This is a genomic window from Serratia sp. TSO36 (genome assembly GCF_057808395.1).
This window is the reverse complement of the sequence record NZ_JBJZOU010000012.1, coordinates 15889-27953: the sequence shown is the minus strand read 5'-3', so window position 1 is coordinate 27953 and position 12065 is coordinate 15889. Positions and strand designations below refer to the sequence as shown.

The following is a 12065-nucleotide window of genomic DNA, read 5'->3' as shown; positions in this document are numbered from 1 at the left end:
TCCTGTATTAGCGGCAAACGCCGGGCGACGCGTCGAGCGCCAGAGTCGGTTTGGCGATGCGGCAACGGCCGTCGCGCAGTTGCACCGTCAACGCCGTTGGCGGCTGTTCGACGCGCAGGTACAGCACGCTGGCCTGGCCGACAAAGCCTATCGACCGGCCGTTTTCATCCAGCACTTCGGCGCCGAACGGCAGCGGTGCGCCATCGGCGCGCTGCGCCCGCAGCTGGAATGGCTGACGTTGATCGGTTTCGAATTTCAGGTAGCTGACCGCGCCGTAGTAAGGCACGTGGTTGGCGACGTTGCCGCTGATTTCCGCCCCGCTGCTGTGGCCGGTATCCGACAGCGTGACCGAGTTTTGCCGGTATGGCGTGGCATAGGGCACCAGCGCCAGGCCCTGGGCGTTGGTCACGATGCTTTCGTCGCCGTTGACCATCAGCCCTTCGGCCTGCGGCGCCTCGACCACCGTCATGGTGTTGCCGATTTCGTTCGACGCCAGCACATGCCAGGGGATCGCCACCAGGCTGCCGCGCGCGCTGAGGCCGCTCTGGCGATAATCGTTGCCTTCGCTGTAGGAGACGCCAAGCGTCGAGACACGGGTACGGTAGGCCGCATTGACGCCGGCCATGTTGTCGCCGCCGCTGCGATTGCTGCCGTTCAGCGAGTAGCTCAGACGGTTGGACTCCAGCGCGTTGCCGCTCAGGCTGACCGTGCTTTGCTGATAGTGAGAGTCCGTCGCCGACAGGCCGGTGCTGAGGTAGGCGTTGTTCTCGAACACCGACAGCGGCAGGCTGAACGACAGGTAATAACGCGTCTCTTCCTCACGCTGGCTGTTGCGCACCCGGCTGGCGGAAACGGAGTAGCTGACGCGCCCCAGATTGTTGGAGTATCCCAACTGGTATTCGCGGCTTTTCGCGTTGGCCGTCCAGTAATCGCGCTGGGAGCCGGAGAAGAACAGCGTGCCCCACCCTTCGTTAAGACGCTGGTTCAGGTTAAGCGTAAAGGTATTTTTCGGCCGGGCGGACCGCAGCGCATCCCAGGTGTTCATATCCAGTTCGGACAAACCCTCCTCGTCGCGCCAGCGGTCAAACTGCCGTTCCAGCTGGCGGTAACCGTCATTAGAGTAAATGGCGTCGGTAAAGCTGTAGTAACCGCGGGTGGAGTAACGGTAGGCCGCCAGCGTGAAGTTGGTCGCGGTGGCATCGAGAAATTTACTGTAGGCGATACGGAAGCTCTGCCCGCTTTCACGGCGGTTTTTCAGACGGGTATCGGCATGCGTCAGGTCGATGGACACCGCCCCTATCGGCAGGTTCCAGCCGCTGCCGAGCAGCCAGGCCTGATAGTCGTCGCTCAAAATGCTGCCGGCATAGCCGGTTACCAGGTTGTTGAAACCGTACTGCAGGGTGCCCTGCACAAAGCCGGGATCGTAATCGGTATTGCTTTCGTTCACCTTGCCGGCCAGCACGCTGTATTGGCTGACGCCCTGTTTCAACATGTTGGGTACGGCGGAAAACGGCACGCTGAACGACTGTTCACGCCCATCCGCCTCTTTGACCGTCACCCACAGATCGCCCGCCGAGCCGGTCGGCTGAATACTGTCGAGGGTAAAGGCACCCGGCGGCACGTTTTCCTGGTAGATCACGTTGCCGTTCTGCACCACTTTCACCAGGGCGTTGGTTTGCGCCACGCCCCGCACGATCGGTGAAAAGCCCTGCTGCGAGTTGGGGCGCATGCTGATGTCCGACGCCAGCGCCACCCCGCGGATGCGCACCGAGTCGAACAGATCCCCCGGCGAATAAAAATCGCCGGCGGTCAGGTTGGATTTGATGTCGGCGAAGCCGCGCTGCAGATAGCGCGTGTTGTTCTGCCAGTGGCTCCCCCGCCCGCTGCCGTGGCGAAAGCTGCTGCTGTCGCGAAATTGCCAACCGGCCAGATTGATCCCGGATTCCAGCCCGGTATAAAAATCGTCGTTGTTGCTGCGATTGCCGTCGCCGCGCGCCTCGGCGTGGTAGTACGTCGCGTTGTAGGCCAGCGTCAATGCGGAGATGCCGCGATTCCAGAAGGCCGGATCCACGTATCCCGCCTCCGATCGGTTGACCCGCGCCTGCGGCACCGTCAGCCGCAGGCTCAGCGCGCCGACGTCCATATCGAACCGACCGCCCTGCACCAGCGTGGCGATCGACAGCGTCGTCTGGGGCGCCTGAGGCGCCGGCAATTGACTCAGATCGATGCCCAGCCGCTGCGCATCCTGGTAGTCGATTTGGATATCGTCGCGTTGGGTGCCAAACAGCAGCGCATAGCGCCCTTTCCAGTCATGGTTGACATACACATCGATCTCCTGCCGGCCGGCAGGCATGTCATTATTGAGGTAAAAACGCGAGAGATCGGAATCGCGCGATTCGCCGGCCAACAGCGACGTATCGAACGTCACCGCCCAGGCCGTATCCGGCAACAAGAATGAAGAGGCGGTCAGCAGCGAGAGGACTTTTTTATTCAGCTTCATTGTTGTTCTTTCAGGTTAGTGTGCGGTGATGGCTTTAGACTTGTAAGCCCCCAGATCGTCGATATACATCAGGTCATAACGGGCGTTTTTGCTGACAGCTCGTTTGCTGGCGGCAAACTGGGTGGAAAACGGCGCGACCATCAGCGAATCAACCAGCAGATGCTTGTCCGCACCCTGACCTATATTCGCTACCGTAATGAAATACGGGCTTTTATTGATGACGTTGAAGCCTTTACCATTGGCTTGCAGCGTCAGTTCTTCCAACGCATTTTCCACGCCGCGGGTTAACGCCTGCGGGCGGTAGAACAGTTTGATGCGCGACTTGATCGCCAGCTGCAACGTATTGGTGCCCTGCAGGTTTTCCGGCGTCGGCGGGATATCCAGCACGTTGAGGTAGAACACCGATTCACGATCCGCCGCCAACGCGGCGCCAACTTTCTGAATACGCAGCTGCTGCCCGCTGTTGCCGTTCACTTTCACCACCGGCGGCGACAGCAAAAACGGCACATTGGCGGTTTCCGGGGTGGAATTGATATCGCCGTCGTCGATCCAGGCCTGAACCAGCGAGGGGTCGGTACCGTTATTCAGCAATTGGACAATCACGTCCTTGTTGTTTGCTGGATAGATCACCCGCGTGCCGTTAACCACCACATTGGCCTGCGCGCCAACGGAACCCAGCAACAGCGCCGCTATCATCATGTATTTTTTCATCGTTCCCCCGGGTGGCCAGGCCCTATCAAGGGCCTGGCTGTCAGCGCGATTACAGGTAAGAAATGGTGTAAGTCACGTTGGAGCTCAGAGCGCCCACTTTTGCCGCTTCGGCGTTGGTTTTGTAGTAGTACGCGTCCAGCGTCAGGGTTTCTGAATCCGGCGCCTCTTTGTCGCCCATGATGTCGGTGACATAAGGCACGTTCAGCTGGATCGGGGTGGAAGAACCGGTTTCCGCCAGAGAGAAGCCTACGTTCTTCGCGACGGAAGCGTCGTTCTCGTTGACCGAGTTGTTCAGCAAATATTTGCCGTCGGTGGAGATGTTATCCGCGGAGGAGAAGTAGATTTTCAGCGGGGTGCCTGCGGTACCGGCCGCCGGCGAACAGCCGGAGAAGGTCAACGAGAAGGACTTCTTGTTCTTGGTGATTGGCCCGACGGTGTTACCCGCGTCGGTCACCGAGATCGGGCTCAGTGCTACGGTGAAATCCGCGCTCTTGCCGCCGTTAATCGTACAGGTGGTGTCGGTAATGGCGCCGGTAAAGTTAATCACGCCACCGGCGGAATTGTCTTCAGCAAAAGCCACAGGCGCAGCGACCGCGGCCGCCATGATTGCAACAGAAAGCATCTTCTTCATCATGAGATAAAACTCCATAACAGTTTGGTTTGAGAGAATAAATAAAAAGCAGCCGCTGCTGGCGGGATGAAACAATCCCTCCCCGTAATACAGAGGCAAAAGGGTGAACACATTCCTGTTTTTATAAAATCAAGCCATAGCGTTATTCATCAGCCGATAATAAAAGCGACAAAATAACGAACTCCTAGATAACCGCCGAGAAACCGGATGAAATGTCCAATAAATTGTGCACCCGATTCTTCAATCCCATTTTGCGTAATGCACTGCATTTCTGCGTGCTGACCGTTTTTACGCTTTTATCAAGCATTCGGGATACCTGGGTCACCGTATAGCCGAAAGAAAGCAAATGAAGCGTTTCCACTTCACTTTCAGTCAGGCAAATTTTCGTATTGCGGGCCGCCCCACCCTCAACGTTTCCATTTAATGCAGAATGCTGCGCAATATTAGCCAGCAGCAAAGACAATTCCTTATTCATGTCGGGAACTCGCACTCTTTTATCGAGCACCACCACATCACGCGTGACAGAACGAAATAACAGACGACGCTTCTCTTCTGTCGTCAAAAAAATTTTCACGCCATGAATAGCAGACAATAACGCTGCCGCCATGCTGAAACGCAACAGGCTTTTTATCGCATCATCGACGATCAGAATATCGTGGCAATTTCGCCCCATGGCCAAAGGCAGATCGTCGTAGTAAGCAATAACGTGATCCTTATGAAAAATCCTTGGCGCCAATATCCTTTTCATCGCCTCTCTGAAAAAGATGTTTTCAGATACGATACCGATACTGAGCATACTTCCTCCATCCATGGCTAAAGACAACGGCGATGCCTTGCACTAAATACCTGCCGTTTTCTTGGAAAAATCGCATTGCCGTTTGGGAGCCATCAATAAGCGCCCGGCACATAAGCAGGCGCCGTAAAACACTAAGATAATTCTGCATCAAATCATTAACAACAGGAACATTATTTTCATTAACGCAAATTTTAATTATTATAATCTAACAAATTAGATATTTTCAGAATTTAATGCTATTAGGTGCAATAAAAAGAGCAATGCACCATGCATTCTGTTCGTCGAAGAAATAAAAATCCCCCTGAATTATTTATGTTTCCCACCCAGAACCTTGACCTGACCGACGTTTCACTAAATACTAGCCGCGACCTGGAAGCCTATACCATTATAAAAACCTGAATACATGAAATATATTATCGACCTCTGCGTGCTCTATGACGCAAACGCGTGTCGTCTCCAACTCATTGATAACGATGAGTCATCGATACGGATATCCAATCCGGCCTCGCGCCTGTTAATTGAAATGCTGACTCATCCGAATATCCCATTGAAACGTGAGATATTGATAAAAAAGGTATGGGAAGAGTATGGTTTTTCAGGCTCATCGATCAGCCTCAATGTAGCCGTCAGTGAAATAAGGAAAGCGTTCAAACTGCTGGGGAGAGAAACCTCCCCGATAAAGACCCTGGCGAAAGTCGGTTTTTGCTTTACCGCCATGATTGATATTTACCCATCACCGCAGGCAACCGTTAATGAAACGCCCCCTTCTGCCGCCTCAGTACCGCTTTCGTCTTTCCCGTCGGTTGCCGAATCACATAACACGCCGCCGCAGAAACAGGTAAATATTCGCGCTATTGCCGCTATCTGCGGCGCATTTATTCCGCTGTTGTTTGTCGCGGCGTTCTATCCTGTTGAACCGCCTGATCAACCCAGAGAAAATTTAATCTCGTTAGGGAAAAAAGACCGCTGCACCTTGTATTCTCTGGATGCGGACAAGCATATTGATGACGAACTGGAAAAGCGCATGGTCAACCAGGCGCTAGAAGAGAGCGGTGTGGATTGTATAGCCAGTAAAGCGGACATCTATTTTTCCTCCGTAAAACACACGTTGACTTATAACACCTTCCTCGGTGTGTGTTATCTCGGCTCACAAGATCGATATACCCAGTGTGTTACCTACAAAATTCTCAACGGAAAATAAATGGCCGCATTGCTCAACCCCAAAATGCTGACTATCGGATTTTTGGCAGTGATTCTCTTCATTGTGCTGTTTCGCGTTTTAACCCCCGCCGCGCCTGTGCATATGAATTGCCAGGCCGATACGATCACTAAAAAACGATTAGCTTCAGGCGATGACCTGGAATTAAAAGTGACGGGCAGTTTATTCATCTATGACGAACATCATGCCATGATCGTGCAGCGTGGGGACATCACCGTGAGAGGCAAAACCTACAGCCTGGATAGGAAAATAAACTTTGATATAAAGAGGTTAGATGACGGGTTTTACATGACCACCCACCGAGAAATCAGCAAAACGCCCGACGACAACGCGCCGGATGAGCTGACCCAGGAAATCCCCATGATCTCTCTCGGCATTAAGAACGGCGTTTTTTCGATGCGTAAAGCTCGGCAGGATGCGTACATCGTTCATGGCGTGCTTTTCCCGGTAACGCTATGCCGTTAACCTGAGAACAGAATGCCATAGAGAGACAGCGAAGGATCGCAACGGGGCGCGCTTATGGCAAACGCGCCCCAGATACCGATTGGGGAGGAAGGGCTATTTTACCGACATATCCGTACGGACGATGCCATGGTTTTTCATCACCTCTTCCATGGTGAGGTTCTCATCATACGGCGTATCGTCCACCACGACGTCTTGCGGGCGCACATAAGGTTTGGTTGCGCGTTTGAACATCCACCACCACACGAATACCAGGAAAGCGCCGGACTTCAGAAAGATCATGGTCCATAGGGCGACTTGATACCAGTTCATCTCTGTCTCCATAAGAGCATTAAGCGAAATCGATAAGGCGGCGTTGTTTATCACCCCGGCGGTGCCTGACAGCAGCAGGCATCCGAGCAGCCAACCTTGATGACCGCATAATCTCACCGATGCGTAGCCCTTATCAATAGCCGATCGCGTTTCCTGCAAAAGCGCCTCGGTTTCTGCGCACGCAAAAACAAAAACCCCGTGCTCAGAGAGCACGGGGTCAGAATGTATGGCGGAGGAGCAGAGATTCGAACTCTGGAACGGTTTCCCGTCGACGGTTTTCAAGACCGTTGCCTTCAGCCACTCGGCCACCCCTCCGCAACGACGCGCACTATAAACAGACCTCATTCGCTTGTAAAGCCCGGGCGCGTTCAACCGCGCGAAAAATCGGCGAAGACGCAGCAAACGGCGAACAAACGCGCGTCCGCTCCTCCCTGCTGTTGCAACAATGATAACTAAGGGTAAAGATTGGTAAACAAACTTTAATCAAGCGCTTGCGCTGCCTATCATCGGGATTATTTTGTGATGGCTTGATAAGAGAGAGCATTATGGACCGCATTGTCGTCTCATCTTCTTCGCGCGACTCGCTGCTCAGCACGCATAAAGTCCTGCGCAACACCTATTTCCTGTTATCCCTGACGCTGGCTTTCTCGGCGCTGACCGCGACCGCCAGCACGATGCTGGGGCTGCCGGCGCCGGGCTTGCTGCTGATGCTGGTTGGTTTCTACGGCCTGATGTTCCTGACCCATAAACTGGCCAACAGCCCGGCAGGCATTCTGGCGGCGTTTGCGCTGACCGGTTTCATGGGGTATGCCCTCGGCCCCATTCTCAGCTCGTTCCTGAACGCCGGCGCGGGCGATCTGATCATGCTGGCGCTGGGCGGCACCGCAGCGGTGTTCTTCTGCTGCTCAGCGTATGTGCTGACCACCCGTAAAGACATGTCATTCCTGTCCGGCATGATGATGGCAGGTTTTGTGGTACTGCTGGTGGCGGTGATCGCCAACCTGTTCCTGCAGATCCCTGCCCTGCACCTGGCCATCAGCGCGATGTTCATCCTGTTCTCCGCCGGCGCGATCCTCTGGGAAACCAGCAACATCATTCACGGCGGCGAGACCAACTACATTCGCGCCACCGTTAGCCTGTACGTGTCGCTCTACAACATGTTCATCAGCCTGTTGAGCATTCTGGGCTTCGCCCGCAGCAACTGATCGCACGTTACACCAGCTTTCCAGGCCCCGCTCCGGCGGGGCTTTGTTTTTTGCGGCTGAAAAAATTTGCTAAACTGGCGGCCGTTCCGAATTATCCGTTATCGAGGCAGTATGTTGGAGTTTGAAGGTCAGGTTATCGACACTGACGCGCAGGGGTATCTGAAAAACAGCGCCGACTGGCATGAAGGGCTGGCGCCGCTGCTGGCCGCGCAGGAAGAGATCGTGCTCACCGAAGCACACTGGGAAGTGGTGCGCTTCGTGCGCGACTTCTATCAGGAATTTAATACCTCACCGGCTATCCGCATGCTGGTCAAAGCGATGGCGCAGAAATACGGCGAAGAAAAAGGCAACAGCCGCTATCTGTATCGCCTGTTCCCGAAAGGGCCGGCCAAACAAGCCACCAAAATCGCCGGATTGCCGAAACCGGTAAAATGCATTTGACCGCTCTGCCCGCCGCGCCGCTGCAGGCGAGCGTTTAATAACGAATGCCAAACCCGCTGTAATCTGCCAGGCCCTGCGGCTCCACCAGCACACGTTCGACGCGCGCGCTGCGCGGGCCGCCCTGTTTCAACCACTCCAGAAGCTTGTCCACCTGCGCCTGTGTGCCGCAGGCCACCACCTGAACACTGCCGTCATCGAGATTGCGCGCATAGCCTGTCACCCCCAACGCCTCGGCCTGCCGCTGGGTGGAATAGCGAAACCCAACCCCCTGCACCACGCCATACACATACGCAGCAATGCAAACTTGTGTCATAATCGCCCCCTGTTATCTTGTCTAAAGAATAAGTATGTATTGAGTATAGAAACTCAATCAAAAGATAAAGAGGCAAGGAGCCAGAGGACAACAACTTCTATAATAGAGGCTTACGTAAAAGTAGACGGCCGAGCTCCCTCGGCCGGGGCAGACTTGCTATTTTTCGGCGGGTAGCCAGTTGGCCCTTTCCCCGTAAAAGAAAGAGTCGATAAATCTGCTTTTGCCACGCAAGCGGATAAATATGATGACCAGAGCGAAAATAATGGCCGTTACGCTGAGATAAAAACCTAACGTATCCTTATCGACCATTGCTCCGACAAGCAAAATGGGTAACACATGCCAAAGATAAATAGGTAGAGATACCTGCCCCATTTTGACCACAAAGCCCTCAATTCTCAGCTTCAGGCGTTTACACAAACTCACCATCAATAGCAACAACGCAGCATTAAAGGCAAACCATGAGGCGGCATCCAGCAGTGCCCCGTTCGGTTCATAGTACCCTAATATGCCTACGACCAACGCGATAGCGAACAACGCCAGCGGGTTACCGTGAAAATTCTTATCCCCGACCAGGAAACCTAATAAAAAGAAGGAGTAGTAATAATAGAAACGCTTATCACCAATGAATTTCAGCCAGGCATATTGGTTTTCCAGCGTGTCGGCGTAACAGTACCAGACAATAGATAACACAGCGGAAGTGAACAGAAAGAAACCAATTAAGAAATTACTCTTGTAAATGACCATAGTATATAGCACGAATATGATCACTGCTGGGATATATCAAAGATGATAGTAGGGGTAAAGAAATAGACCGATGAACTGCTTTAAACCTACTTCTTCTGAGGAGTAAAGAGAATAAACGCTGTAAACAACGAATGCCAACATATAAGGAATTATCATGCGCCACTGATACTTTTTCAGCACGCTAATCACGCCGCCATCAAGAAAATAACGCCGAACAAAGTAGCCCGTCACCCCTAGAAAAAGCGGCATATGGAAATAATATATTGCCCCACGCAAACCGACATCAGCACTGCCTGGCAATAAATGTCCCACGATGACGAGCAAGATAAGCAACCCTTTCAAAAAATCAAACGACAAGCTTCTTTCTTTAGACATTTAAGAAAAATCCTAATATCTGCATAATAAACATCAGGTGCTCAATAACAGATTAAGTTAAGATTTTTGTCAATGCGAAAAAACCTAAAATTCACAAAAAACCTACAAAAAGCTTACATTCCCATCTGCCCGGAGATAGGCTTTCTTCCGTGAGGCGAACCTCAGCCTGAAATCAATCACTATGAGATTTCACAAAAGACAATAACAATCAAGTAGTTAAAAACAAAACGGTAATCTTCAATCCACACTCTTGAATGATGGGCCCTGCTTGCTCACAAGAAAGCGTACCGTCGGCCAGCCGTAGTGGGTAAACATACCACCGGGCAACCAAGCGGCAGCACTATTCCTATTTCGAGTAAAGCCATCTGCTCTATCGTCGATGATGTGAGAGGTGTCAATGACTTTTATTTTTCAAGCTATCGAGGGATGATGTAATGTCAGAAAAATCAACCAACTTGCGAACGACTTTCGTTTTAAAACGATCATCATATTCAACCTGAGCACTCTTTACCTTTAATAATCTATCAATCATTATGTCGGCTTGCTCGCCGTCGAATCCAAAAGAACGGTTACCGTAAAACCGCTCGCCGTTAATCGACACAGCACCTGAGTTTGGGTTCGCAGTAGGTGGAAATGAAATTTTATAATGCCCAGCCTGAACCGAAATCTTTAATACCCCATCACTTATAGCGTTTTCATCATCACTAAAAACCCACTCGTTAGCCAATACTGTGTGAGTCGTCATAAAAAAAATGAAAAACAAAAAGAATCTCACTGGTGCACTCCCTTCACTTTATATTACAAAAACAGCCTAAAATACTCTTAACAAGAATAAATATATCACTCTGTAGCCTTATGCCATATAAAGCATAATCCACTGTCAAACATCCAATCCTGCAGGTAAAAAAGCGCCTTCACGCACTGATCAACATGCTTTCATCTCTGACATGCTATAATACACCTTTTTAAGCTGCCATTTCTTCAGTTTGAAGGCTGCACTTTCTCTCTCTTCGGTGCGACGCCCGCAGAGATAACGCGATACAATCCGAGCCAACGCGGTAGTGAACGCTGTCAGATTCAGCTATGATGACGAACTTATTTTGGCAAACGCTGAATCCAGCCAATTAACCCATTGAATAAAAAGTAGTTTAACCATGCGCTTACATCTCGCCAAAGGACGTGAAAAGTCCTTACTCCGTCGCCACCCTTGGGTGTTCTCCGGCGCCGTTCAACGCGTTGAGGGCAAAGCCCACTCCGGTGAAACCATTGATATCCTCGACAGCCAGGGTAAGTGGCTGGCACGCGGCGCCTATTCGCCCGAGTCGCAGATCCGCGCACGCGTCTGGACCTTCCAGCAAGATGAAGAGATTAACATCGATTTCTTCATTCGCCGCCTGCAGCAAGCGCAAAGCTGGCGCGATTGGGTCGCACAGCGCGACGGTCTGGACGGATACCGCCTGATCGCCGGCGAGTCCGACGGCCTGCCGGGCATCACTATCGATCGCTTCCAGAATTTCCTGGTGCTGCAGCTGCTGTCCGCCGGTGCCGAATACCAGCGCCCGGCCCTGCTTTCCGCCCTGCAGCATTGCTACCCGGAATGTTCGATCTACGATCGCTCCGACGTTGCGGTACGTAAAAAAGAAGGCCTGCCGCTGGCGCAGGGCCCGGTGCTGGGCGATCTGCCGCCGGAACTGCTGCCGATCACCGAACACGGCATGAAGCTGCTGGTGGACATTCAGCAGGGGCACAAAACCGGTTTCTATCTCGACCAGCGCGACAGCCGCCTGGCGGCGCGCAATTACTCCGCCGGCCGTCGGGTGCTGAACTGCTTCTCCTACACCGGCGCCTTCGCCGTTTCCGCTTTGATGGGCGGTTGCGCGCAGGTGATCAGCGTGGATACCTCGCAGGCGGCGCTGGATATCGCCAAACAGAACGTCGAGCTCAACAAGCTGGATCTGAACAAAGCGGAGTTCGTTCGCGATGACGTGTTCCAGCTGCTGCGCAACTACCGCACTCAGGGCGAAAAATTCGATCTGATCATCATGGATCCGCCGAAATTCGTCGAGAACAAGAATCAGTTGGCCAGCGCCTGCCGCGGCTACAAAGACATCAACATGCTGGCGCTGCAGCTGCTGAATCCGGGCGGCATTCTGCTCAGCTTCTCCTGCTCCGGCCTGATGCCGACCGACCTGTTCCAGAAAATTTTGGCCGACGCCGCTGTAGATGCCGGACGTGATGTACAATTTATAGAGCAGTTCCGACAGGCTGCCGATCACCCGGTGATCGCCACATACCCTGAGGGGCTGTATCTGAAAGGATTCGCTTGTCGGGTGATGTAACTTGAAATGCGCTGCCC

At 52.8% G+C, this 12065-nt stretch carries 12 protein-coding genes, 1 tRNA gene and 1 pseudogene; 5 read left to right on the top strand and 9 right to left on the bottom strand.

Features of this window, described 5'->3' with window-relative positions:
• Window positions 1-7: 7 nt before the first annotated feature.
• The 4 genes from ACK3CV_RS09405 to ACK3CV_RS09390 all read right to left on the bottom strand — a co-directional run bounded on the left by ACK3CV_RS09405 (window position 8) and on the right by ACK3CV_RS09390 (window position 4638).
• Complete coding sequence (locus ACK3CV_RS09405) at window positions 8-2500, bottom strand: fimbria/pilus outer membrane usher protein (RefSeq protein ID WP_060418418.1); 2493 nt, start codon at window positions 2498-2500, stop codon at window positions 8-10.
• A 15-nt stretch (window positions 2501-2515) separates the two neighbouring features.
• Entirely contained in the window at window positions 2516-3211 is a 696-nt protein-coding gene (locus ACK3CV_RS09400; RefSeq protein ID WP_033637911.1) for a fimbrial biogenesis chaperone, read from the bottom strand.
• 49 nt (window positions 3212-3260) lie between these two features.
• A complete protein-coding gene (locus ACK3CV_RS09395; protein WP_033637910.1) occupies window positions 3261-3845 on the bottom strand; it encodes a fimbrial protein in 585 nt (194 codons plus the stop codon).
• Window positions 3846-4026: 181 nt separating this feature from the next.
• Window positions 4027-4638 carry a response regulator transcription factor gene (locus ACK3CV_RS09390; RefSeq protein WP_164140798.1) on the bottom strand — a complete coding sequence of 204 codons (612 nt, stop codon included), beginning with the start codon at window positions 4636-4638 and terminating at the stop codon, window positions 4027-4029.
• Window positions 4639-5041: 403 nt separating this feature from the next.
• Between ACK3CV_RS09390 and ACK3CV_RS09385 the strand changes: the two genes are divergently transcribed.
• Window positions 5042-5839, top strand: coding sequence for a winged helix-turn-helix domain-containing protein (locus tag ACK3CV_RS09385; RefSeq protein WP_060425599.1), 798 nt, complete (start codon window positions 5042-5044; stop codon window positions 5837-5839).
• The gene (locus ACK3CV_RS09380) at window positions 5840-6322 is read left to right on the top strand and encodes a FidL-like protein (RefSeq protein ID WP_033646562.1); all 483 of its coding nucleotides are present in this window, start codon (window positions 5840-5842) and stop codon (window positions 6320-6322) included.
• Between the two features lie 93 nt (window positions 6323-6415).
• On the opposite strand, the gene ACK3CV_RS09375 is transcribed toward ACK3CV_RS09380, so the two are convergent.
• Complete coding sequence (locus ACK3CV_RS09375; RefSeq protein WP_016928277.1) at window positions 6416-6631, bottom strand: hypothetical protein; 216 nt, start codon at window positions 6629-6631, stop codon at window positions 6416-6418.
• Window positions 6632-6858: 227 nt separating this feature from the next.
• Window positions 6859-6946: transfer RNA gene (locus tag ACK3CV_RS09370), tRNA-Ser, on the bottom strand.
• A gap of 230 nt (window positions 6947-7176) precedes the next feature.
• On the opposite strand from ACK3CV_RS09370, the gene yccA reads away from it, so the two are divergent.
• The gene (gene yccA / locus ACK3CV_RS09365) at window positions 7177-7836 is read left to right on the top strand and encodes an FtsH protease modulator YccA (protein WP_117286946.1); all 660 of its coding nucleotides are present in this window, start codon (window positions 7177-7179) and stop codon (window positions 7834-7836) included.
• A 111-nt stretch (window positions 7837-7947) separates the two neighbouring features.
• Entirely contained in the window at window positions 7948-8277 is a 330-nt protein-coding gene (tusE, locus tag ACK3CV_RS09360) for a sulfurtransferase TusE (protein WP_004928095.1), read from the top strand.
• Between the two features lie 34 nt (window positions 8278-8311).
• Here tusE and yccX read toward each other — a convergent pair whose 3' ends face one another.
• From yccX to ACK3CV_RS09345, 3 genes and pseudogenes are all read right to left on the bottom strand, one after another.
• Complete coding sequence (gene yccX, locus ACK3CV_RS09355; RefSeq protein WP_033646563.1) at window positions 8312-8590, bottom strand: acylphosphatase; 279 nt, start codon at window positions 8588-8590, stop codon at window positions 8312-8314.
• A 156-nt stretch (window positions 8591-8746) separates the two neighbouring features.
• A pseudogene (locus ACK3CV_RS09350) lies at window positions 8747-9709 on the bottom strand (acyltransferase family protein).
• A gap of 394 nt (window positions 9710-10103) precedes the next feature.
• Window positions 10104-10484 (bottom strand): hypothetical protein, encoded by a 381-nt coding sequence (locus ACK3CV_RS09345; protein WP_033637903.1) that lies wholly within the window; start codon window positions 10482-10484, stop codon window positions 10104-10106.
• 379 nt (window positions 10485-10863) lie between these two features.
• Here ACK3CV_RS09345 and rlmI point away from each other — a divergent pair, with 379 nt between their 5' ends.
• A complete protein-coding gene (gene rlmI / locus ACK3CV_RS09340; protein WP_033637902.1) occupies window positions 10864-12048 on the top strand; it encodes a 23S rRNA (cytosine(1962)-C(5))-methyltransferase RlmI in 1185 nt (394 codons plus the stop codon).
• Window positions 12049-12065: the final 17 nt, after the last annotated feature.